Source organism: Halomonas elongata, from assembly GCF_029081005.1.
Classification (GTDB): Bacteria; Pseudomonadota; Gammaproteobacteria; order Pseudomonadales; family Halomonadaceae; genus Halomonas; species Halomonas elongata_B.
Genome location: NZ_JAJQTQ010000016.1, coordinates 79821 through 103756, shown reverse-complemented (window position 1 = coordinate 103756; position 23936 = coordinate 79821). Strand labels below are relative to the sequence as shown.

The window sequence follows — 23936 nt, the reverse complement described above, 5'->3', positions numbered from 1 at the left end:
GTCAGGTCGACGTCGCTGTGGTCCGGCTTGACCCGGATCTTGACGTTGTAGTCGATGACGCGTTTGACCGCGACGAGAATCTTCATCGTGCGTTTACTCCCTTGAGTTCAAATGGCCATGGCGGCTTTCAGACCATCATAGACCGCTTCCTCGGCAGTACGAGGGGCCAGGCAATCGCCGAGAAAGCTAACCGGCAGCGCCGCCCAGCGGTCCTCGTCCTCGGGCGAGACGTTTGGCATGCCGCCACAGGACAGCACCAGGTGATCGACGTCCTCGATCACCATCGGCTCGCCCCCAGCGGTGTGATAGAGGTAGATGCTGTCGTCGTCGATGCCGAATGCCCGGGCATAGGTCATCATTCGGATGCCCAGGTCGTGAAGCCGAGCCACGGTGGAGTCACGCACATAACTCTGCAACGCCTCGCCGGGATGCAGGCCGTTGATCGCCAGGGTCACCCGAGCGCCTTCCCGGGCCAGTAGCTCGGCTATCCCTAGCCCGACCCAGTCGCCCTGAGTGTCGTAGACCACCACATGCCCCCCGGGCAGCGACGCACCTCCGAGCAGCTCGACAGCCTGGCTCACCGGCAACTCGCCCAGACGCTCGAGGGGCGGGGTATAAGGCCGTGCCCCGGTAGCCACCAGCACCCGCTCGAAGCCTTCCTCGACCAGGACTTCCGGGGTCACTCGGCGTTGGGTCGACACCTCGACGTCGGTGCGTTTGAGCTCCTCGACCAGGTTGGTGACCAGCCCGCCGAACTCGCTTCGCCCCGGCAGCAGTTGGGCCTGGTTGGCCTGTCCGCCAAGGCGCCGCTCGGCCTCGAAAAGGGTGACGTCATGCCCCCGGGCGGCAGCCACCACGGCAGCCTTCATGCCTGCCGGCCCTCCACCGATCACGGCCACCCGCCGCGAAGTTTCGGCGCCACCGAGCGCGTCGTAGCTCAACTCACGACCCGATTCCGGATACTGGATGCAGGAGATCGGCAGACCGCGATGGAAGTGTCCGATGCAAGCCTGGTTGCAACCGATGCAGGCACGAATGCCATCAGCGTCGTTATGCAGGGCCTTGGTCGGCATCGCCGGATCACAGATCAGTGCCCGAGTCATGCCGCACAGGTCCGCTGCCCCGGAGCGAATCGCCTCCTCGGCCTCGTGAGGCTGGTTAATGCGGCCGGTGAGGATCAGCGGCAGGGACAGGCCGGCCCGTAAGGATCGCGCCTCGTCACGTAGATAGGCGCTTTCATAAGTCATCGGCGGCACGATATGCACCGAGCCACCAAGCGTGGCCGACGTTCCTGCCACGATGCTGGCATAGTCGAGACGTGCCTCGAGGTGCCGCAGAGTAGCAATGGCGACGTCTTCCCCGATCCCCTGCTCGTCTCGCTCGTCGCAGGAGATTCTCAGCCCCACCGCCAGGCCATCGCCAACCTCGTGCCGAATAGCAGCGATGACGTCTTCCAGGAAACGCACTCGGTTGGCGAAGCTGCCGCCGTACTCATCGTCCCGCTGGTTGACCAGGGGGTTGAGAAACTGCGCCGGCAAGTAGCCGTGGCTTGCAAGGATCTCCACACCCTGAATCCCGGCCTCATGCATGCGCCGGGCGGCGGCAGCGAAGCTCTCGACGATTTCCTGGATCCTGCCGCGTGACAGGCCTCGCGGCATCACGTGGAATCTCTCCTGAGGTACACCGGAGGCAGAGTAGGCGACCGGTTTTAGACCGTCCGCCGATTCCATGATTTCGCGGCCGGGATGGAACAACTGTGCGAACAGAACGCTGCCGTGCCGGCCACATGCCTCGGCCAGTCGCCGATAGCCGGGGATGCAGGCATCATCATTGGCCATCAGCAAGTGTGACGTATAGCGCGCACTGTCATGCACCCCGGAAACCTGCAACACGATCAGCCCAGTGCCATGGCGCGCGCGCTTCTCGAGATAGGCCACCAGGGCATCGTTGACCGTGCCATCCTCAGGCAGGCAGGTATCGTGTCCGGTGAAGACGATCCGGTTGGGAATCGTGCATCGTCCGATGCGAAACGGCGAGAAAAGGTTGGAAAAGAGCTCAGGGGCACTCATTGACGAGCCTCCGTGGCTTGTTGAGATGCTATCCGACGACGGGACGGACGGCCGTAGACGCGCTGCACCTGCCAGAAGGCCAGCAGCCCCACACAGAAGACCGAGAGGCCGTAGCCGATCGACAGCAGGCTCTCGCCACTGAATAGTGAAAAATCTCGCTCCAGCGCCTCGGCATAGGGCATCGCATAGAAGGCGACCAGCAACCCAGCGATAGCGAGGCCGGCAACCATGACCACCAAGGGCCAGGCCAGGGTCTTTTTCACCTCGACAGGGTCGAGCTCATGCTCCGGGGTTTGATGCAGCTCGTCGAAGAAACGCAGGGCGGCTGCCCGGGGCCGAGTAGCACGGGAAATCCCCACCAGACACACCAGGTTAATGACAAAGCCAAGGATGAAGGGATCCAGATAGACAGGCAGTGACACCATCCCGGCCTGGTCCAGCAGCTTGGCGCCAATGTTGACGACGAAGCCGACCAACATGCCGACGAAAGCCGCGGGCGCGGTGACCCGTCGGCTCCAGATACTCAGGAAGGCCACCGGGCCCCAGGACGAAGCGAACAGCGTCCCCGCGAAGTAGGTGATCCACATCACCGCCGGCGGCTGGAAATAGGCCAGCAGCAAGCTGATGGTGGCCGCCACGAACATGATGATCCGGCTGGTGCGAAGAGATCTGGTCTCGTCGTGACGGGAAGCGCTGAGAATGTCGTTGGACACGCTGAAGCCGATCAGCGATAGAAAGGTCGAGCAGGACGACAGGGCCGCAGCCATGATTCCCGAGATCAACAGAGTACCAAGCAAGGTAGGCATCATGTTCATTCCAGCCCACACCATGACCCGCTCGGAAGGTGTGATGTCCGGGTTGGCCAGGTTGATGGCCGCACCGCCGAACATCAGCACCACATACAGGGCAGCAAGCACCAGTCCAGAAATGCAGGCCGAGCGCACGACCACCTGCTCGCTTTTGGCCATCAGATAACGGCTGGTCTGCCATGGGCTGACCGCCAGCACCAGTGACCAGGACACGCCCAGTATTAACGCCCAGGTCAGTGCCTCTCGCCCTGAGTCCCAATAGGCTCCCTCTCCACTCAGGCCATGCCAGGCAACGATTCCTGGCTTGACTTCGTAAGTGGCGAGCGCATCCAGAGTCGACTGCCAACTTCCGCCTTCACCGAACAGGTAGGGCAGCGCGAGGATAGAGACCAGGGTGAATAGCAAGAACATGATGGTGTCCGTCAGTACGACGCCGCGAGAGCCGGAATAGAGTGTGAACACCATATAACCAAGCCACATCAGCAGCAGTGCTACGCCCGTGGGGATACCCGCCACGTCGGCGATCAGGATCGAGCCGCCTTGAGTGACGGCCAGCAAGTAGGCAGTCAGACCGATCACGGTGGTGATGCCAGCGAGTATCTGCATGGCACGGGAATCGAAGCGCCTCGCGAAGAACTCGGGAATGGTCAGGGCCCGGCTACGACGAACGAAACGCCCGAAGAACACCGCTCCGATCACGTACCCACTAGTATTGACGCCGACAAGAGCAAGCATCAGAAAGGCATAGCCATCGTAGGCAAAGCCCGTCTCGGCGAGAAAAGCGTTGGTACTCAAAAAGCTCGCGATCAAGGTCCCCACGATCAGCAAGGTCGGCGCACGCCGCCCGGCAACGAAGTAGTCGTCCAACCCCTGGACCTTGCGACCGGCGTAGTTGCCGACCAATAGATAGAGAGCGAGGCTGACCAGCAGCCCCCAGAAGTAGATATTCATCGGCTTGTCCTTGTCATGATGTCTAGCCTGAAGGGACAGATATCCCTCGGTGTGAAAATATAGCTATAAAATTTCACATATATAGATAAAACTTTAGTATTATTTCTCTATTGGCGACATCTGGAAGCGCGGTGTGCAACACTAAGGGAATTTCCCCAACAAGGCAGGAAGCGGCATGGTGAGCAACACTCGGCTTCAGGGGTCCAGGATTCGTAGCCTGCGCAAGCTCAAGGGCCTAACCCTGATGCAACTTTCCCAGCGTACCGGCCTCTCCCATGGCTACCTGAGCCAGATCGAGCGCGGCATCAGTCAACCCTCGGTCGCCTCGCTGGTAGAAGTCGCTCAGGCGCTCGGCGTCACCATGCAGTGGTTGTTCTCGGACCCCAAAGGTGAGGCACACGACGAAGCCCATCCTCACCATGAGCGCCTTGTCAGAAAAGAGCAGCGTATCGAGATTGAGTATCAGGACGGTATCGTCGATCAACTCCTGACCCCCCGCAGCAACAACAACCTGGAAGTGATCTATTCAACCTATCCGCCTGGCACCAGGAGCGAGCCTTATTCGCACAAGGGGCACGAAGCCGTCCTGGTACTCAAGGGCACCCTGGAAATCGAGGTCGCCGACGAGCGCTATATCCTGAATGGAGGGGACTGCCTGTCGTTCACCAGCAGCGAGCCACATGCACACCGGAATCTGAGTGACGACGAGACCACGGTTATCTGGTTTGTGACACCAGCGTCATTCTAAACGGATGAATCTCGAACCGATTTTCATGGGTCGACAGCCCCATTAGGCATGCCGCCTGTATCGGCTCGTCGTTTGGCCGCGACAAAGCGCCGTTGGGTTGACGTCAAGTGGATCGGATCATCCCGGAAACAGCGTCAATCCCAGACGCAGCATGTCCTTGTGCTGAATTCCCTGCTCATGGATCGGTTCGTCGTAGTGATCGAGAAAGTGCCCCCTGACCACCGCCTCGACCCGGAAACCGACACGCTGGTAGAAGGCCAATTGATGACCGAAGGTGCCGGTTCCGAGTTCGATGCGCTCATAGCCCTGCGCCCGAGCATCGGCAATGACATGTTCGAGTAGCGCCGTGCCAATGCCCTTTGCCTGTACCTCGGTCGCCACGGCGATGTTGAACAGCTCCAGCACTCCCGTGCGATTGATGCTGAGGACACAGGCTCCGACCGCCTGCCCATCATCCTTGGCCAGATAGCACAGGGCTCCCTCGAGGTAAGTGCCAATGTGATCCTCGGACGGATCCGCCAGCAGCAACAACGCCATGGGCACCGCATCCGGGGCAACACGGGAGAACGTCGACATATCGGATTCCATTCGAATCTGCGGAGAACCTGAAAAATCCGACAGTGCCAAGCACTTGCCACGCAGGCAAGTCGCGGGGCCGGATCAGGCGATGGGCGTGTCGATCTCCCCGCCACGCCGTCCTTCCTGAATCACCAGTACGCCTTGCAACACCGCCCCGAGTGCCGCGACGACCGCGGCCCCGGCGGCCAGCCCCCAGACCGGCCACTGCATGGCGAGCATCAACCCACCGGCGGCCGAGCCGATGGCACTGCCCAGGTACAGGGCCGACTCGTTCAACGCGATCGCCAGGTGGCCGTCGCCGGCCGTGCGTCGCGCCTTGAACAGCTCATCGTTCTGCGGCACTTGAAGCGCCCAGCCGACGGCGCCCCAGACGACAAGCGGCAGCATCGTCAGCGCCAGCCGATACGGCGCCAGCAACGGCAGCAGGAGCAGCGACAACGTCAGCAGCAGCATGATGCCAAGCGTGACCCTGGGCCCCCTCATTCGATCCACGACGGTACCGACCAGGAAGCTGCCGGCTACCCCTCCGATGCCCCAGACCCAGAGATAGGGAGTGATCGAGGTCGTTCCCCCCTCGGCATAGGCCGCGACGAAGGGGGCAATGAAGGTGTACATCCCCAGACTCGCGATGGCGGCGAGCAGCGAAACGCTCAATATGGCGACGACACGCCTCTCCGCCATGACCGCCAGCTTGCTTCGCATGGAGATTGCCGGTGTCTCGGGCAGCGGCGGCAGGCGCCACAACATACCAAGCAGGGTCAGCCCACCGAGCATGGCGATCAGCCAGAAAGCGGCCTGCCAGCCCAGGCGCTCCGCCAACAGCAGGCTCACCGGCACCCCCAGCACGGTCCCACTGGCCATGCCCCCCATGACGATGGCGATGGCCTGCCCCCGCCGCTGTTCTCCAACCAGACTCGCCGACGCCGCAATGCCCAGGGCCAGATAGACACCGGCGCCAACGCCGGCCACGGCCCGCAACGCGACCAGGGTAACGATTCCTCCCGCCAGCGCACTGGCGACATTGGCGATCACGAATACCGCCAACGCGCCCAGCAGCCCGGCGCGTTGCCGATGGGCCGGCAGGACCGCCACCAGGAGCGGCGACCCCAGCCCGTAGGCCAGGGTGAAGGCCGTCACCAGTTGGGCCGCCAACGACACGGAAACCGATAATTCGGTCGCGATCATGGGAAGCAAGCCCGCCGTGGCGTAGGACGCCATCCCCTGGGCAAAGGCGCCGACGGCAACCAGCACGGCCGTCGATAGTTCTCGGTGCAGCATGTGTCACTCCTCCTTGGTTCCGAGGCCCTTGGCCTCATGGGAGGAGCTATGGTCCGAGCTTGTTTATAGGGTTACAATTTAACCAATTATTCTATTACTTCGAGTACCCGAATGGGCGCATCACGCAGCTTGGCACGCACCCGCCCCGAACTGTCGGACTTCCTGAAGAGTCGCCGGGAACGCCTGTCGCCGGAAACACTGGGGCTGCCTCGCGGCAACCGCCGTCGCACTCCAGGCCTGAGACGGGAAGAAGTCGCCGCGTTGGCCGGCGTCGGGGTAACCTGGTACACCTGGCTGGAACAAGGGCGAGACATCGGCGTTTCCACGGGTTTTCTGGACCGCCTCGCCCGAGTATTGCGACTGGATGCCGCCGAGCGCCGCCACCTCTATCTACTCGTTCACCGGCGTCCACCGACCGAGAGCAAGCGGACCTGGTGCACCATGCCCGACCTGGCCCAACGGCTGCTCGACGATCTGTCGCACCGTCCCGCCTATGTGCTCAATCTTCGGTGGGATGTACTGGCCTGGAACGCTGCCGCCGATCGTGTCTTCGCCTTCTCGGCACAACCGCCGGAACGACGCAACTTGCTATGGATGCTGTTCGTCGACGACGCCACTCGCCGACTCTTCGATGCCTGGGAGCAGCAAGCCCCACGCCTGGTGTCCAGCTTTCGTCAGGACTACGCCAGTGCCCCCGAGGACAGCGAGATCGAGCAACTGGTCCAGGAACTGGAAGGCGTCGCACCGGACTTCAAGACATGGTGGCGACAGCAGGATATCCACGGCCCTTGTCTCGGCCGACGTTCACTGTTCATCCCGGACATCGGCACGCTCGATTTCGAACACATGACCCTCACCCTGGATGAGGATCGCCATCTGCGCCTGGTCTACTACGCGGCCTGCGCGTCGCACCCCAGGCACGAGATGTTCGATGCGTGGCTGGAAGCATCGCCGGCCATGGAGGAGAATTGATATTTCGCGAATCGGCGACACTCGGTGCAGCGATGATGAACAGTTGAAAAACACTGTTCACAAAGTGCGCCACATGGTCTTTAATTAACAGTGAGCACAAGCTGACCCCAAGAGGACAACGTGTTCGCTTTCCAACATCCCCAACGAGGCTCGGTGACAATGCGCCCTCTCTGCCTGCTCTTCGATTGCGATGGCACCCTGGTCGACAGCGAACCGCTGCTGGCCGACGAGATGGCGACCAGCCTCAATGCCGTGGGCCTGCCCTTTGAGGCCAGCGACTACATCGGCGAGTTTCGCGGCGCACGCTTCCGACACATCGTCGCCGAGCTAGAGCGTCGCCACGGCGCCGTGGACGCGCACCGCCTGGAGCCGCTCGAACGGGAAATGCGTGCCAACCTCAACCGACGCCTGGCCACCGACCTCACATCGATCGACGGCGCCACCGAAGCCCTGGCGGCACTTTCGGGCATTCCCATGGGCGTGGTCTCCAACGGGCCGGAGAACAAGATCCGCACCTCCCTGAAAGCCACCGGGCTGGATCTGCTCTTCGGCGACCACCTGTTCAGCGCCTACGATGCCCAATGCTGGAAGCCCGACCCCTGCCTCTACCTCCACGCCGCCAGCCTGATGGGCTTCGCCGCGGCGGATTGCGTGGCCATCGACGACTCCATCGTCGGCGTGAAGGCGGCACTGGCCGCCGGCATGACGGTAGTCCACCTCAATCGTTTCCCCGACGCCGAGGAAACGCCCGAGGGTGCCATCGCCATCACCAGCATGTTCCAGTTGCCCACCGTCATCTCACGCCTGACCCAGTCGCAGGCCATGGCGAACTGACCGGCCCGGGACCAGACCACCGAAGATAGCCCGCATCGCACCACGCCAGCTCGCTGGAGGCACCATATTTCCTCCTCGATCAGCGGGTTGGTTCGTCTTTCGACCTTTGTCTAGACCCGATAACCTTGCGGTTCACGAAGCGTGCTGCCTACGATGGGAACGTTCCCATTCGATACGGAAGCGCCATGCCCGTGACGTCTCGCCCCGCCACCATTCTGGAAGTCGCCCGCGACGCCGGCGTCTCGAAGACCAGCGTCTCCCGCTACTACAGCGGTGAGCGCGAGCGTCTCTCCGCCAGCATGCAGCAGCGGATCGTCCAGGCCGCCGAGCGCCTCGGCTACCAGCCCAACCCTATGGCCCGAGGCCTCAAGGGCGGCCCTTCGGGCCTGGTCGGCATGCTGGTCGCCGATATCCGCAATCCCTTTTCGGTGGCAGTGATGCACGGTGTCGAGCAGGCCTGTCGGCGACAGGGGCTGTCATTGATGGTCTGCAACACCGACAACGACCCGACGCTGGAGCACCGAAACCTGTCGCTGCTGACGTCCTACCGGATCGAGGGGCTGATCGTGAACGCCGCCGGCCGCCACGGCGATGCCCTCGCCGAACTCGCCGGCGACGGCCTGCCCCTGGTGCTGCTCGACCGCTCCCTGGAAGGCATCGATGCCGACGAGGTCGGGCTCGACAACGACCGGGCCATCGACATGGCCCTCGACCACCTGACCGAGCAGGGCTACCGCCGGGTATTGTTCGTCACCGAACCCCCGGCCAGGGCCAGTTCACGCCAGGCGCGGATGGCACGCTTCGAGGCGAACCACGCATCGCACGGACTCGAGGGCGAGGTCCTGAGTCTCGAGCTCGGCGACACGGCCGGCCTCGATCATGGGTTGAGCGCCTTCCTCGATACCTCGGACGGGCATCCCGCCGCCATTTTGTGCGGCAACGGCCAGGTCACCCTGGCGGTGACCCGTGCTCTCCAGGCTCGCCGGATACCGCTCGGCGACACCGGCCTGATGGGAATCGACGAGCTCGACTGGTGCCAGCTGGTCACCCCAGGCATCACCACACTGGCCCAGCCGACCGACGCCATCGGCCAGGCGGCCGTCGATCGACTGCGCGCCCGTCAGGCCGAACGGGCCACGCCCGAGCCACGCCACGAGCGCTTCACACCGACCCTGATTCCTCGAGCCTCGACCTGCCGCTCCGGCACCGAAGACCTCGATACCACTCCCGACGAGACACGACCATGACCACAGCACCCTCCCCAGCGCTTCTCTCCTTCGGCGAGGCCATGACCCTCTTCGTGGCCGAGACGACCGGTGACCTGGCCGAGGTGGAGCGATTTCGGCGACGCATCGCCGGCGCCGACACCAACGTCGCCATCGGTCTGGCCCGCCTGGGCTTTCATGTCGGCTGGCTGAGCCGCGTCGGCGACGACAGCTTCGGTCGTTATCTGCGAGCCACCCTCGAGCACGAGGGGCTTGACTGCCGCCATCTGTTCACCGACACCAACCACGCCACCGGCCTGGTCTTCAAGGAACGCGCGCAGGATGGCGCCGATCCGCGCGTCGAATATCGTCGACTGGGCAGCGCTGCCAGCCAGCTTTCTCCGGCCGATGCCGACGATGTCGACTTCTCGGCCTTGCAACACCTGCACGCCACCGGCATCCCGCCGGCGCTCTCGACGAGCTGCCGCGAGCTCTCCCGGCACCTGCTCGGCGAGGCACGCCGACATGGCGCCAGCCTGTCCTTCGATCCCAATCTGCGCCCCAGCCTCTGGTCCAGCGAACGCGCGATGCGCGAGACCCTCAACGACCTGGCCGCCCACACCAACTGGGTCATGCCGGGGCTCGCCGAGGGCCAGTTGCTGACGGGCCAGGAAACGCCCCACGACATCGCCGGTTTCTATCTTGACCGGGGCGCCGAGGCGGTCTTCCTCAAGCTCGGCCCGGAAGGCGGCTACTATCGCGGCCGCCTCGGCGGCGAGGAGCAGGCCTTCAGCGTGCCCGGTGTCCCGGTGGCCGAGGTGGTCGATACCGTCGGCGCCGGCGACGGCTTCGCGGTCGGCGTGATCAGCGCCCTGCTGGATGGCGGCTCGCCGTACCGAGCCCTGCAGCGCGGCTGCCTGATCGGTGCCGAGGCCGTACAGGTCTCCGGCGACATGGAAGGCCTGCCCCATCGCGACCGTCTCGCACGTCTCGAAGCCGCCCTCGACGACACCGCCCGGAGGAATTCCCCATGACCAAGCGCATCCTGGTATACCGCTCCCTCGACGAGGGTCAGCTCGAACGGCTGGAGCGCGACTTCCATGTCGACTACCTGCCGGAGGTCGAAGGCACCGAGGATCCCGCCTTCCTCGACGCCCTGGGCAAGGCGCACGGCCTGGTCGGCGCCAGCCTGCCGATCACCCCGGCGCTGCTCGACCGGGCGCCGCACCTCGAGGCCATCGCCAGCATCTCGGTAGGCTATGACAACTACCCGGTGGACGAACTGACCCGGCGCGGCATCCTGCTGTGCAATACCCCCGACGTGCTGACCGAGACCACCGCCGACACCGGCTTTCTGCTGATCATGGCCACGGCGCGCCGGGCCGTGGAGCTGGCCGGGATGGTCCAGCGCGGCGAGTGGCGCGAGAGCATCGGCAAGGAATGGTTTGGCACCGACGTGCACGGCAAGACACTCGGCATGGTCGGCTTCGGCCGCATCGGCGCCGCCATCGCGCGACGCGGCGCCCTGGGCTTCGGCATGCCCATTCTCTACTCCAACGCTTCGCCCAAGCCCGAGCTCGAGACCGAACTCGGCGCCCGGCGCCGCGACCTCGATGAGCTGCTCGCCGAGGCCGACATCGTCTGCGTCACCGTGCCCCTCAACGCCGACACACAGCACCTGTTCGGCGCCCGCGAGTTCGCGCTGATGAAACCCTCGGCGATCTTCGTCAACGTCGCCCGCGGCAAGGTGGTCGATGAAACGGCACTGATCGAGGCGCTCCGCACGGGCACACCGCACGCCGCCGGCCTCGATGTCTTCGAGCAGGAACCGCTGCCGACGGACTCGCCACTGCCTCACATGGCCAACGTCGTGGCCCTGCCCCACATCGGCTCGGCGACCCACGAGACGCGCACCGCCATGGCCGACCGCGCGGTCGCCAATATCCTCGCCGCCCTGAACGGTGAGCGGCCGCCCAGTCCGGTCAATGCAAGCGGCTTGAAGGTCTCATGACCTCGACCGACGACGCCCTGGCCGAGCCGGGCACCAGGGCCGCACCCATCCCACTTCGCCCCGGCGATACCCCATAACAATCAAGAGGTAGCGACATGCTCACGACACGCACACAAGCAAGGCACTTGATCAAGCACCTCATCACCGGCGCCACCCTGCTCGCCACACTCGGCACGGCGGGCCTCGCCCAGGCAGTCGAGTTGCGCTTCGGCCACGGCGGCACCGAGGACACCGCCTACCACCTCGGTGCGACCCGCTTCCAGGAGCTGGTCGAGGACAAGAGCGACGGCGATATCGGCGTCCAGATCATGGGCAACTCGGTGCTCGGCCATGAAACCGAAATGTTCGAGCAGCAGATGGCCGGCGCACTGGACCTGTCGATCATCAACCCCGGCTTGATCACCGACTTCTCGTCCACCGCCAATGTCTTCTCCATCCCCTTCCTGTATCGCGACCAGGACCATTGGCAGGCCGTGCTCGATGGCGACGTGGGCCGCGAGATCGCCGATCGCATCACGGACGAGACCGGCGTCAAGGTGCTGGCCTTCTTCGGCGGCGGCAAGCGGCAGATCGTCAGCAGCCGCCCGCTCGAGAGCCTCGACGACCTGGAAGGCATGAAACTGCGCACCAACCCGACCGAGCCCTTGATCGCCGCCTGGTCGGCACTGGGTACCGAACCCACGGTCATGGCCTGGAAGGAGATCTACACGGGCCTGCAGCTCGGCGCCATCGACGGGCTGCTCAACGAGGCCGAGTGGATCCACCGCATGCGGTTCCATGAAGTCGCCCCGCACATCGGCCTTTCCGAACACGATATCACCGTACGGCTGCTGACCATGTCGCAGATGTCTTGGGACCGCCTCGACGAGAGCCAGCAGCAGTCCGTGATGGAAGCCGCCCGCGAGGCCGCGAGCTATGCACGCCAGATCCAGCTTGAACAGGATGCCGAGGCCCTGGACCTGCTCGTCGAGGAAGGCGCCACCCTGCATGAGCTGGACCGGCAACGCATGCAGGAGATCGTCCGCGAACCGCTCGCCGAGGTCGTCGAGGAGATGGGGCTGACCGAACTGCGCCAGAAGATCGCCGACGTTCAGTGACCCCTTGCCGGCCGGGGCGCGTGGCGCCCCGGCCTCCGGATCTCGCCTTCGGGAGGACGCCACCATGAGACGCCTGTTGCAAGGCCTGACTCACCTCAATCGCGGGCTGGAGCGCTGCCTTCACTGGCTCTTGCTGGCCCTGCTGTTCGGCTTCATCGCCCTGATCGTCTACCAGATCGTCAGCCGCAACCTGCCCCTGATGCCCCGCCTGTACTGGACCGAGGAATTCAGCCGTTTCGCCTTTCAATGGATGATCATGCTGGGCACCGCCATCGGCGTGCTACATGCCGACCACTTCGTCCTCGAGGCATTCCCCCGCGGCTCGCGAGCCAGCCTGGTGACACGCTGGATCCGCGATCTTGCCTGTCTGGCCGTCGGCCTGCTCTTCGTCGTCCACGGCAAGGACTTCGCCCTGTCCGGCCTGCGACGCGAGGCCACCGCGTCGGGACTGTCGATGATCTACGTCTATTCGGCCTTCAGCGTCAGCGGCCTGCTCATCATCCTGTTCAGCGCTCAGCGGCTGCTGCACGCCCTGCTCGACGGCATGTCCCGCATGGAAGCCGACCTCGACACGCCCGACGCCGTGGAGGAGGCCCTCGACGCGCACGGCGAACACGGCAGCGAACTGGACCCCTCTCTCACCTCGTCCGACGGGAGAACGCCATGATGCCCATGGACGCCGTCTTCATCCTGCCCTGGCTGCTGTTCGGCCTGCTCGGTGTGCTGATCATCGCCGGGGTACCGATCGCCATGGCCCTGGTGCTGACCGCCGCGAGCATGATCCTGCTCGACCCTCGCCTGACCTACTGGGTCATGTTCCAGCGCATGTACAACGGTATGGACTCGTTCGTGCTGCTTGCCGTGCCCTTGTTCCTGCTGGCCGGCAACCTGATGAACGCCGCCCGTATCACCGACCGACTGATTACCCTGTGCATGCGCCTGGTGGGCCACTTCAAGGGCGCCCTGGCGCACGTCAACGTGATGGTCAGCATGCTGTTCGCCGGCGTCTCCGGTTCTTCGACGGCCGACAGCGCCGGGGTCGGTACCGTGCTGATACCGGCCATGCAGCGCGAGGGGTACCCGAGCCATTTCTCGGTGGCCGTGACCGCCGCCTCGTCGGTCATGGGCATCATCATCCCCCCCTCCATCAACATGATCGTCTGGGGGGCCCTGACCAACACCTCCATTGCCGGCCTGTTTCTCGGCGGCATCCTGCCCGGTGTGATGATCGGCGTGGCTCAGTTGGCCCTCAACGTCGGCTATGTGCGGCGCTACCAGGTGCCGGTCCGGCGTCGCGCCTCGCTGGCCGAACTGGCGCACTCGAGCAAGGATGGCCTGCTGGCCGCCGGCATCCCGGTGGTCATCATCGGTGGCATCACCCTGGGGCTGGTCACCCCCACCGAGGCGGCCGTGATCGCCGTCCTCTATGCCCTGGCACTGGGCACCCTCGTCTATCGGGAGCTCAGTCCCTCCAAGATACTCGATGCCTCCACCGACACCGTACGCCTCTGCTCCCTGTCGCTGTTCAGCCTGGTTGGCGCGGCGATCTTCGGGTATTTGATCAGCTTCTATCAGATCCCGCCCAAGCTGATGGCCGGCGTCGATATCAGCGATCCCGTGATGCTCCTGCTGATCATGACCGTCGTCATGCTGGTCATCGGCACCTTTATGGACTCCCTGCCGGCCATGGCCATCATGGCACCCATCTTCCAGCCCCTGGCCATGCAGGCCGGGGTCCATCCGGTGCAATTCGGCGTCATCGGCGTCATGGCACTGGGCCTGGGGCTGATCACGCCCCCCTATGGGCTCTGCCTGATGATCTCGGCGAAGATCGGCGGGATTCCGCTGCTCCAGGCGCTCGGCACCACGCTGCTGTACCTGGCCGTCATGCTCGGCGTGATTCTGCTGCTGATTCTCTATCCGGACCTGATCCTGATGCTGCCCCGACTGATCGCCCCCGATTTCGTGTGAGCCTGCATCGCGCCGCCCGGCCGGGTAGACTAGGCGGCGGCGCTCCATCCACGACCGACCCACGAGGCTTTCATGTCCGCGTCCTCGCCTTCCGCCCTGCCGGCTTCGGCTCCCTCCTCTTCGGCTCCCCTCTGCCTGCTGTTCGACTCCGACGGTACCCTGGTCGACAGCGAGATCCTGCTGGCCGAGGTCATGGGCGACGTCCTGCCCGAGCATGGGCTCCCCTTCACCGCCCGCCAGTACATGGAGGCCTTCCGGGGCGTTCGCTTCCACGATATCGTCGCCACCCAGCAGCGTCGCTACGGCCGCCTCAGCGAGGACAGCCTCGCACGCCTGGAGGCCTGCATGCGCACCCGCATGCAGGCACGCATGAGCGAGGAACTCATCGCCATCGACGGCATCCCCGAGGCCCTCGACGCCCTGGCCGACTACCCCAGGGCCGTCGTCTCCAACGGGCCCGACAGCAAGATCCGCTGCGCCATGGCCAGCACCGGTCTGGCACATCACTTCGGCGAGCACCTGTTCAGCGCCTATACCCTGGGAGTCTGGAAACCCGACCCCGGCCTCTACCTCAAGGCGGCCAAGGCCATGGGGTATCCACCCGAACGCTGCGTGGTGATCGACGATGCCGCGGTAGGCGTGGAAGCCGGGCTAGCCGCCGGCATGCAGGTCATTCACCTCAACCACTTCCCCGACGAGGAAACCACGCCCGAGGGCGCCATCGCGCTCCACCACGCCAGCGAATTGCCCGAGGTCATCGCGCGGCTGGCGAGTGCTCGGCAGGCATTCTGAGCCGGCGTCAAGAAGTCGCGACCGGCTCCGCCAGTCCCGCTACCTGTGCCGGCATACGAAGCAGGCTACCGGCAGCAGGCCAACGCTTTCGCTCCTCGTCGTTCAGGTGTTGAGTGGCGGTGGTGATGTAAAGCGTCCGCAGATCGGGGCCTCCGAAGGCCACCATGGTGGGGTGCGGGCAAGGTAGCTCGAAGCTCGCCTCCAGCCTTCCCTCAGGAGAGAAACGCACGATACGCCCTCCCCCATAAAGAGCGCTCCAATAGCAGCCCTCGCTATCCACGGCGGCACCATCTGGCACCCCCGGCAAGCCCAGGGCATCCAGATCCGCCCAGACCCGAGGCTCGCCGGTGCGGCCACTCTCCACATCAAAGGGATAACGCAGGATCCGTCGGGTCAACGAGTCCGTGTGATAAAGCCAGCGTCGGTCGGGGCTGAAGGCCAGTCCATTGGCAATGCCGAGGCCAGACCACCGCTGCACCAGTTCTCTCCCCTCGAAGCAATAGAGAGCCGCGGAAGGCGTAACCTCGTCGGCGGCAATCGTACCCGCCCAGAAACGCCCGGCCGCGTCGCAGCGGCCATCGTTGAAGCGATTCCCCTTCTCGTCGTGCCACTCGGGGTTGTCCGCCAGGCGCTCGGTCCGGCCGTCGAACGGCAATCGCAGCCTGATGATGCCCGAGGCCGTGGCGGCGAGCAGTCCCTCCTCGCACAACGCAATGCAGCCGACCTTTTCATCCAGCTCAATGCACGAGGGCGCTGCGTGCCAATCCGGCTGCCAGGCATGGATCACGCCATGATTGATATCCACCCAGTGGAGCGTCTGCCGCGCCACCGACCATAACGGGCTCTCGCCCAGGCTCATGTCGAGCTCGACCGCCACCTGCACTCGTGTATCCGTCATCATGGATTACCTGCCCCTTCCTCGGTCGTTAAACTTGGGCGGGCCCTGACACGCCACGTCACCGACAGTGGCGACGCCAGAGCGGTCGGCCAGCTTCCCGTTGACCGCTTCACTCATACGCCATTTCCTCGAGCTCCTTGCCTCGCGTTTCCTGGACCCAGCGCAGCACAAAGAAGGCCGACAGCACGGCACACAAGGCATAGAAGCCATAGGCACCCGCCAGGCCGATGGATGCCAGCATGATCGGGAAGGTCATGGTGATGCCGAAGTTGGCCAGCCACTGGAACAGCCCGGCGATGGCGAGTCCCGAACCACGCATCTGATTGGGGAACATCTCGCCCAGCATCACCCACATCACCGGTCCCCAGGAGACGTTGAAGCTGAATACGTAGATATTGGCGGCCAGCAGGGCAAACACGCCCATGTCGTCGCTGAGCTGCAGATTCCCGTCGACCAGGGTTGCCGTAGAGAAGGCGAAGACTAGACAGGCCAGGGTAATGGCCATTCCCACCGAGCCGACCCACAGCAGGGGTTTGCGGCCGATCTTGTCGATCAAAGCGATTGCCAGCAGGCAGGCGCCGATGCTCACGGCCCCGGAGATCACGTTGATCAGCAGAGCATCGCCCTCCGAGAAACCTACCGATTGCCACAGCACTGCGCCGTAATAGAACACCACATTGATGCCTACCAGCTGCTGGAACACCGCCAGACCGATACCGACCCAGACAATGCCATGCACCTTGCCGGTCGCGCGGTTGACCACATCGCTCAACCGCGGCTTGTGATCACGATCCAGGGTGGTGTGGATCTCATCGAGCTTGTCGCCAACCTCTTGCTCCGGCATCACCAAGCCCAGCACCCGGCGAGCTTCCGACTGTCGACCACTGCTGATCAAGTATCGCGGGCTCTCGGGGATGAACAACAGCGCCACCAGGAATACCGCCGCGGGCAGCAGTTCGATCCAGAACATCCAGCGCCAGGTGGCAAAGCCGAACCACAGCTCGGCGACCGCCGAACTCGAGACATAGGCCAGCACGTAGTTGCTCAGAAAGGCCATGAACAAGCCGCCGATGATGGCCACCTGCTGGATGGTAGCCAGGCGACCGCGATACCTCGAGGGCGCCACTTCACTGATATAGGCCGGCGTCATCACGCTGGCGGCCCCCACTGCCATGCCACCGAGGACGCGATAAACCACGAATTCCATCGAATCACCGGCGATTCCCGACCCCCAGGCACTCACCAGGAAGAAAATCGCCGAAACGATCAATACCGTACGGCGGCCAAAGCGGTCCGCCAGGCGACCGGCAAAGAAGGCACCGACGGCACAGCCCAGCAACATGGATGCCACGTTGAAACCGGTACCGACACTGTCGGAATTGAAAGAGGACTGGAGACCATCGACCGTGCCGTTGATGACGCCACTATCGAAGCCGAAGAGAAAGCCACCGATGGCAGCAATACAGCATATAATGAGTATATAAGCAGAGCGACTGAGCGGTTTGCGATCCGTCATGTTCAATCTCCAGAAAAAAGGGCGCCCGAGCCCGGGCACCAATATCGAAGCAACAGCAAGCAGGTCACGGGACCATCACCACCAGACATCCATCTGTACGCCGACGGTCAGGCCATCGTTGTCATCGATGTCAATCGCGCCACCGGCATCGCCGGCCGAAATTGCAGCGCTGCCTCCCTCTTCCTGAAGGGGATCGCCATCCCAGTTGGCATAGGTAGCAAAGACTCGAATGACCGGTCGCGCATAACCGCCTACACCCGCCGCCCATTGCTGGGCCAGTGTGAACTTGGTGAGGCTCCGGCTACCGATCCCGTCATCGGCCTCGGGGTCGATGTAGTCATGACCGAGCTCCAGGGCGGTACTCATGTTTTCCGTCCAGTAGTAGGTAGGGCGAATACCGGCGGAAATCCAGGTACGTCCAGAGTCGTCATCAAAGCTCTGATCTTCATAGACGGCGGCATACATCAGATCCAGCTTGTCCGGCGACAGCCACACATTGCCGTGATTGATGACACGCCACATATCGCCACCCGGCGCATCTCGATGCGTCGTGCTTCCCGCCATGCGCCCCTTGGTATCACCGGCATTGATGATGCCGTCAGTGGCGTATTGGAGTGCCAGCTTATTGGTTCCGCCAAACCAGTTTTTCTGGGTATGCTGGACGGTGAACATATGCCCTTTGTCGGCTTGGCTTCCGTCGTAATAATCTTCCTGCTCTTCGGTAAGCTGAGCGCGGCCATAGTCGTAACCCAGGACCAGGGACCCATCGGGATTGGTCGGGATATCCGACCAACGGATATCCAGGGTATCGTTGGAGATACGGTTGTTTGCATCGGGATACGCCGTGTCAGCCTCGTTCGTGGCACGTAGCCAGGCCAGGCTCAGCTTGCCGGTACCAACATCGATATTTTCAATACCAGCACCGGGACCGGACACATCCCAGTAGAAGAAGTCATTGATGTGGATGTCATGGCGCCGATAGAACCGCTTGCCGGCCCATAGCGTGGCGCCTGGCAAGGCTTCAATGATGTTGTCGGCCTGAACGTTCATCTGACGCACCGACACCTTGGTCTCGTCGCTTTCACTTCCTTCATAGTCATTCAGCTGATCCGTTGAATAACCGATCATGCTCTGGAAGTAGAATTTCTTGTCTTCTTTCTCGTAAAGCGTGGCTCCAAGCCCTAATTCAGCGTAAGTATCGCACTCGTTACCGAGACGATACTTGGCCGAGGCCCCATTGGCCTTGAAGCAGGCCTGATCGCCACCACCGACCATGTTTCCGACACCTGACCGAGCATAGCCGGTAAAGTCCACATTGGATGCCAGGCCTTCCGCCATCGTCAGTGTCGAAGCGGCACATCCCGTACCGAACAATAAAGCGCGCATGAAATAACGGCTAGCGTGATGATAGCTTCCCATCACTTCCTCCTGAAAAAATCGTCATTTGTACTTGTTTGAATAATTAGTAATTTTTCTAAACTAAGTTTCCGAATTATTGTTCGCTTATAGACGAGCTCCTTCTATCGCATGGTGAATGGATTCGAAGTATCAGGACGCCAGTACCCGGCCGGAGCAATGGCAGCGACAACGGTCGGTAGCCGGCCTACCATGGCCCGGTTCCGGATCGACAACCGAGCCTAGCCACCTCTCGGTCATCATCACGGCTCGCCCTATGTTCAGGAGTCAGGCAATGGCCCTGGCGTTTTCGACGACATCGTCAGGCAGTCGCATCCCCTGCTGATCGAAAGGATGCAGCAGCTCGTGGCGAGGCGTCAGCTCGAGAATGTCGCCACTGCGTGTATCGACATCGCCAGGCAAGCGCACCGTCAAGGCGCCGACCTCTTCGCTATCGACATAGGCAAAGGCGTCGGAACCGAGCTTCTCGACCACTCGGACACGGCCCCGCCACTCACCGCGATCATGGCCGACCTCGATATGCTCCGGACGAATGCCCAGAGTCGTTGCTCCATAAGCCTTGGCAACACCACCTGTGATCAGGTTCATCTTCGGCGAGCCGATGAAGCCGGCAACGAACAAGGTCTCGGGACACTGGTAGAGTTCCATTGGTGCCCCGACCTGCTCGATTTTCCCCGCATTGAGGACGACGATGCGATCAGCCAGGGTCATGGCTTCGATCTGATCATGGGTGACATACACCATGGTGGCGTCGAGGCGTTGGTGCAGCTCGGCAAGCTCGACACGCATACGGTTACGCAGGGCCGCATCGAGGTTGGAGAGCGGTTCATCGAACAGGAACACGCCGGGATTGCGTACGATGGCGCGGCCAATGGCCACACGCTGCCGCTGTCCACCCGACAGTTCTGCCGGCTTGCGTTCGAGCAGGTCTTCCAGGTTGAGAAGCTTGGCCGCTTCGTTGACCTTTGCCTGGCGTTCTTGTGCGGGGACCTTGGCCAGGCGCATTCCGAAATCGATATTGCGGGCCACCGTCATGTGTGGATATAGCGCATAGGACTGGAAAACCATGGCGATATCACGATCACTGGGTTCGGCAGTGGTCACGTCATGCCCACCGATGCTGATCGCACCACGCGTCACGGTTTCCAGCCCGGCGACCATGCGCAACAAGGTCGACTTGCCGCAGCCGGATGGCCCCACCAGCACGGTGAAAGAGCCATCCTCGATCTCCAGGTCGAGGTTGGAAATTACCGTGGTCTTGCCACGAAAGGTCTTTTCGATTTCGACCAGTGATACTTCAGCCATGGGAGCGTCTCGTCTTTGCGTCGATTTGTGATTATCCGGTGCGTGCCATTCAGCGGTTTTCACGGCAGTAGCGAAATCCAGAGAAATCCGCCGGAATACCGCGGCCGCTGATGTCATGGGTCGCCATGCCCAGGAAGTTGCCGGTGAAATAGCCATGGGCACGGCCGCTTCCCTCGTCGGAGAGCAGGCTGGCATCGAGCACCGGGCCGACCAGCTGCCAGGCAGCGTCGCCCTGGGCGTATCGGAACTGCAGCTCACCCTCGCGGATGTCGAGACCCAGGCGCACCGGTAGCACAGGGTCGAGCGCCACGTCATCGGTATCGACGATCTCCAGGGTTCCGCTCGGCCATGCATCACGGCAGCTCATCACGCTGAGCACCTTGTCGCCGTCATCCCCTCGGGTCACCGCCAGGTAATGGAACTTGAAACGGTTGTAGTAGGCGATCAGGCCAGCGAACTGTTGCAGGTCCTCCGGCTCGAACTCCAGCGTGGTTTCGGCGCTGCAGGGAATGCTGTCCTGGCGGCGCGCCACCAGGGCCTGCTCGAACCAGGAACCCACCGACTCGCGCCCGAACAAGCGCAGGTAACCGGGACGTTCGCTCAACGAAAACAGCCGCTCGGGCTGAGGCGTGCGTAACCACTGAAAAGCCCCGGGCAAGGCGCCGGATGTAAAGTCATGGACCTCCTCGGCGGCCGGTGCCAGCTGCTCGACCCCGGGCATCGGCACCTCCAGAACCGGCGTATTGCCGCCGTGAGCCAGTCGCAGCCAGCCATCGGCGCCCCACTCGACCTTCTGGAGAGACGTCTCGCGCCCCCTCGGCGAGCGACGCGTGCCGGGCAGTGGCCGTCCACACAGGTGCACCATCCAGGTCTCGCCACTTGGCGTGTCGACCAGATCCGCATGGCCGGCCCGCTGCAGCGGATTGTCCGAGTCCTGGCGCGAAGTCAGCACCGGGTTGTCGGGGTGCACTTCATAGGGGCCGGCAACCTCCCTCGAGCGAGCCATGGTCACGGCATGCCCGTAGCCGGTGCCGCCCTCGGCCACCAGCAGGTGGTACCAGCCATCGCGACGATAGAGGTGCGGCCCCTCGGTGAGTTTCATCGCGGTGCCGGCGAAGATATTGCGGATAGGGCCCACGAGTCGTTGCTGCTCGACGTCATACTCCTGGAGCAGGATGCCGCCGAAGCGGTCGCCCCCCTCACGCTGGCGATAATCCCACTGCAGGTTGAGCAGCCACTTGCGGCCATCCTCGTCGTGGAACAGCGAGGGATCGAAGCCACTGGAATTCAGATAGACCGGATCGCTCCAGGGCCCTTCGATGGAGGGTGCGGTGACCAGATAATTGTGGCCATCCTTGAAGTTGCCCTCGTAGCGCTTCATGTCGGTGTAGATCAGCCAGAACAGGCCATCGGCATAGCTCAGGCACGGCGCCCAGATTCCGCAGGAGTCGGGGTTGCCACGCATGTCGAGCTGGCTGGTTCGTTCGAGTGGCCGACTGGCCAATTCCCAGTTGGCCAGGTCACGCGAGTGATGAATCTGTACGCCCGGATACCACTCGAAGGTGGAAGTGGCGATGTAGTAATCCCCGCCAACCCGACAGATGGAGGGATCCGGGTTGAAGCCGGGTAGAATCGGATTGCGAACCTTGTCTTTCATTATCGGTATCCCTTATCCCTTGACGGAACCACCGGTGAGGCCGGCGACGATGTATTTCTGAGCCGCGAGGAAAAAGATCACGGCCGGCATGATCGTCAGGCTCACGAAAGCCAGAATCATGTTCCACTGGGTCAGGTACTCGCCCTGGAACTGCATCATGCCGAGCGACCAGGTATAGAGAGAACGATCATTGAGCACCACCAACGGCAGCAGGAAGTTGTTCCAGCTCTGAACGAAAACGAACACTCCCACGGTGGCCAGAATCGGCGTCGACAATGGCAGGGTGAAAGACCAGAAAAAGCGCAGGTAGCTGCAACCATCCACGTAGGCCGCCTCGAACAGTTCACGGGGTAGCTGATCGAAGAATGCCTTGAACAGCAGGATCGCCAACGACAACCCGAAAGCTGTCTGCGGCAGGATGACTGCCCAGTAACTGTCGAGCAGTCCCAGGTCACGCACCTTGATGAACAGTGGCAGGATCGCCGCCGCGAAGGGAAACATCAGCCCCAGCAGCAGGTAGGAAAGGATCATTTTCGAGCCGAGAAAGCGAATCTGCGCAAACACATAGGCGGCCGCCGCCCCCACGACCAGCGTCAGCAGCACCGTCATCGAGGAAATGAAGAAAGAGTTGCCCAGATAGCGCCAGAAACTTCCATCGAGCAAGATGCTGATGTAATTCTCCGGATTCCAGCTATCCGGCAACCAGAGTGGATTGGTTCGCAGCTCGGCGTTGGTCTTGAAACCACCGAAAAAGGAAGCCAGCAATGGGCCGACAACCAGGCCGACCACCAGGATCAGAAGAATCACGCGCAGGGTATTGCGCGTCGTCGTCGCCCGATTCATGCCTGCCCCTCCTTGTTGTCGGTAGTACGCTGATAGAAGAAGGCGATACCGATGGCCAGCACGAACAACACCACGGCGGCGGCGCTACCGAAACCGATATTCAGCCGCGACAAACCGAAGGTGTAGAGATAGGTCACGATGGTGTGGGTTGTATTCGAGGGCCCGCCGTTGGTCAGCGGAATGATGATGTCGAAGATCTGCAGCGAACCGATAATGGCGAAGAAGCCACTCACCACCAGGGCGTGCTTGATCATCGGAATCTGCACATGGCGAGCTATCTGGCGTGGCTTGGCCCCTTCCAGCTTGGCCGCCTCGATCAGATCCTCGGGTACGCTCTGTAGCGCTGCAATGTAGATCATCATGTGAAAGCCGAAATACTTCCAGACGATGACCGTCATGATTGCCGGGAAGGCCCATTGCCGGTCGGCCAGCACATAGACAGACTCCTGATCCAGCGACTGTAGAATGGACGCGGTAATGCCATAGTCGCCGTCGAAGACAAAACTCCAGATCAGGCCAGCCGCCACTTCGGCCAGGATATAGGGGAGAAAGAACACCAGCCGGAACAAGGTATTGGTCGGTGTCTTTCGGTATACCAGCAGCGCCAGGCCCAGAGCGAGCGGCATCTGGATGACCAGAGAGACGATTATCAGCTTGGCGGTATTCCACAACGCCGTATGGAACACGGAATGATCGAGCAGCCGCTGGTAGTTCTGGGTACCGACGAAGTCGGAAGGCGACCCATAGCCGTTCCACGAAAAGCCGCTATAAAAGGCCGCATCAATCAACGGCAAAATGACAAACAGAGAGAAGAGAATCAACGCCGGTGGCAGCAGAATAAGAACGGCCGAGAGCTTGCCGCTGACCACATTCTTCTTGATGCGATCCGCCGTGCCCCGTTTACGCACGGCGGGGGGATTTATCGTTGTCATGCTGAACATCCATCCCGAAGCGGGGGTAGCGAAGGAGAATAGCGTGCCGATGA

21 protein-coding genes and 1 pseudogene are annotated in these 23936 nt (G+C 62.6%); 10 read left to right on the top strand and 12 right to left on the bottom strand.

Annotated elements, in window-relative coordinates:
* The 3 genes and pseudogenes from LU493_RS13040 to LU493_RS13030 form a co-directional block, all read right to left on the bottom strand.
* Positions 1 to 86, bottom strand: a pseudogene (locus tag LU493_RS13040) (electron transfer flavoprotein subunit beta/FixA family protein); the annotation flags it as partial.
* Positions 87 to 107: 21 nt separating this feature from the next.
* Entirely contained in the window at positions 108 to 2069 is a 1962-nt protein-coding gene (locus tag LU493_RS13035) for an FAD-dependent oxidoreductase (RefSeq protein ID WP_275288219.1), read from the bottom strand.
* Positions 2066 to 3829: a sodium:solute symporter family protein gene (locus tag LU493_RS13030; protein ID WP_275288218.1), complete on the bottom strand. Its 1764-nt coding sequence runs from the start codon at positions 3827 to 3829 to the stop codon at positions 2066 to 2068. The genes LU493_RS13035 and LU493_RS13030 overlap by 4 nt, the downstream gene beginning before the upstream one ends.
* Before the next feature lie 175 nt (positions 3830 to 4004).
* Here LU493_RS13030 and LU493_RS13025 point away from each other — a divergent pair, with 175 nt between their 5' ends.
* Positions 4005 to 4577, top strand: coding sequence for a helix-turn-helix domain-containing protein (locus LU493_RS13025; RefSeq protein ID WP_275288217.1), 573 nt, complete (start codon positions 4005 to 4007; stop codon positions 4575 to 4577).
* A 117-nt stretch (positions 4578 to 4694) separates the two neighbouring features.
* Here the strand turns inward: LU493_RS13025 and LU493_RS13020 are convergent, their stop codons facing one another.
* Both LU493_RS13020 and LU493_RS13015 read right to left on the bottom strand, forming a co-directional pair.
* Positions 4695 to 5153 (bottom strand): GNAT family N-acetyltransferase, encoded by a 459-nt coding sequence (locus LU493_RS13020; protein WP_275288216.1) that lies wholly within the window; start codon positions 5151 to 5153, stop codon positions 4695 to 4697.
* An 84-nt stretch (positions 5154 to 5237) separates the two neighbouring features.
* The gene (locus LU493_RS13015) at positions 5238 to 6434 is read right to left on the bottom strand and encodes an MFS transporter (protein ID WP_275288215.1); all 1197 of its coding nucleotides are present in this window, start codon (positions 6432 to 6434) and stop codon (positions 5238 to 5240) included.
* 111 nt (positions 6435 to 6545) lie between these two features.
* On the opposite strand from LU493_RS13015, the gene LU493_RS13010 reads away from it, so the two are divergent.
* The 9 genes from LU493_RS13010 (at position 6546) to LU493_RS12970 (ending at position 15316) form a co-directional block, all read left to right on the top strand.
* The gene (locus tag LU493_RS13010) at positions 6546 to 7406 is read left to right on the top strand and encodes a helix-turn-helix transcriptional regulator (RefSeq protein ID WP_275288214.1); all 861 of its coding nucleotides are present in this window, start codon (positions 6546 to 6548) and stop codon (positions 7404 to 7406) included.
* Positions 7407 to 7565: 159 nt separating this feature from the next.
* Positions 7566 to 8240, top strand: a complete 675-nt coding sequence (locus tag LU493_RS13005) for an HAD family hydrolase (protein WP_275288222.1) — start codon at positions 7566 to 7568, stop codon at positions 8238 to 8240.
* 185 nt (positions 8241 to 8425) lie between these two features.
* Positions 8426 to 9487, top strand: coding sequence for a LacI family DNA-binding transcriptional regulator (locus LU493_RS13000; protein ID WP_275288213.1), 1062 nt, complete (start codon positions 8426 to 8428; stop codon positions 9485 to 9487).
* A complete protein-coding gene (locus LU493_RS12995; protein ID WP_275288212.1) occupies positions 9484 to 10479 on the top strand; it encodes a sugar kinase in 996 nt (331 codons plus the stop codon). The genes LU493_RS13000 and LU493_RS12995 overlap by 4 nt, the downstream gene beginning before the upstream one ends.
* Entirely contained in the window at positions 10476 to 11456 is a 981-nt protein-coding gene (locus LU493_RS12990; protein WP_275288211.1) for a 2-hydroxyacid dehydrogenase, read from the top strand. Before LU493_RS12995 ends, LU493_RS12990 begins: the two co-directional genes overlap by 4 nt.
* Before the next feature lie 95 nt (positions 11457 to 11551).
* On the top strand, positions 11552 to 12553 hold the full coding sequence (locus LU493_RS12985; protein ID WP_275288210.1) for a TRAP transporter substrate-binding protein: 1002 nt from the start codon (positions 11552 to 11554) through the stop codon (positions 12551 to 12553).
* Positions 12554 to 12617: 64 nt separating this feature from the next.
* Positions 12618 to 13220, top strand: coding sequence for a TRAP transporter small permease (locus tag LU493_RS12980; RefSeq protein WP_275288209.1), 603 nt, complete (start codon positions 12618 to 12620; stop codon positions 13218 to 13220).
* The gene (locus tag LU493_RS12975) at positions 13217 to 14524 is read left to right on the top strand and encodes a TRAP transporter large permease (RefSeq protein WP_275288208.1); all 1308 of its coding nucleotides are present in this window, start codon (positions 13217 to 13219) and stop codon (positions 14522 to 14524) included. Before LU493_RS12980 ends, LU493_RS12975 begins: the two co-directional genes overlap by 4 nt.
* Positions 14525 to 14596: 72 nt before the next feature.
* The gene (locus tag LU493_RS12970; RefSeq protein WP_275288207.1) at positions 14597 to 15316 is read left to right on the top strand and encodes an HAD family hydrolase; all 720 of its coding nucleotides are present in this window, start codon (positions 14597 to 14599) and stop codon (positions 15314 to 15316) included.
* Between the two features lie 7 nt (positions 15317 to 15323).
* Here LU493_RS12970 and LU493_RS12965 read toward each other — a convergent pair whose 3' ends face one another.
* The 7 genes from LU493_RS12965 to LU493_RS12935 all read right to left on the bottom strand — a co-directional run bounded on the left by LU493_RS12965 (position 15324) and on the right by LU493_RS12935 (position 23883).
* On the bottom strand, positions 15324 to 16217 hold the full coding sequence (locus tag LU493_RS12965; RefSeq protein WP_275288206.1) for an SMP-30/gluconolactonase/LRE family protein: 894 nt from the start codon (positions 16215 to 16217) through the stop codon (positions 15324 to 15326).
* A gap of 106 nt (positions 16218 to 16323) precedes the next feature.
* Entirely contained in the window at positions 16324 to 17730 is a 1407-nt protein-coding gene (locus LU493_RS12960; RefSeq protein ID WP_275288205.1) for a sugar porter family MFS transporter, read from the bottom strand.
* Positions 17731 to 17805: 75 nt separating this feature from the next.
* Positions 17806 to 19149 (bottom strand): maltoporin, encoded by a 1344-nt coding sequence (locus tag LU493_RS12955; RefSeq protein WP_275288204.1) that lies wholly within the window; start codon positions 19147 to 19149, stop codon positions 17806 to 17808.
* A 264-nt stretch (positions 19150 to 19413) separates the two neighbouring features.
* Positions 19414 to 20451 (bottom strand): ABC transporter ATP-binding protein, encoded by a 1038-nt coding sequence (locus LU493_RS12950; RefSeq protein WP_275288203.1) that lies wholly within the window; start codon positions 20449 to 20451, stop codon positions 19414 to 19416.
* A gap of 49 nt (positions 20452 to 20500) precedes the next feature.
* Positions 20501 to 22108, bottom strand: a complete 1608-nt coding sequence (locus LU493_RS12945) for a glycoside hydrolase family 43 protein (RefSeq protein ID WP_275288202.1) — start codon at positions 22106 to 22108, stop codon at positions 20501 to 20503.
* A 12-nt stretch (positions 22109 to 22120) separates the two neighbouring features.
* A complete protein-coding gene (locus LU493_RS12940; protein WP_275288201.1) occupies positions 22121 to 22951 on the bottom strand; it encodes a carbohydrate ABC transporter permease in 831 nt (276 codons plus the stop codon).
* Entirely contained in the window at positions 22948 to 23883 is a 936-nt protein-coding gene (locus tag LU493_RS12935) for a carbohydrate ABC transporter permease (RefSeq protein ID WP_275288200.1), read from the bottom strand. The genes LU493_RS12940 and LU493_RS12935 overlap by 4 nt, the downstream gene beginning before the upstream one ends.
* Between the last annotated feature and the right edge of the window lie 53 nt (positions 23884 to 23936).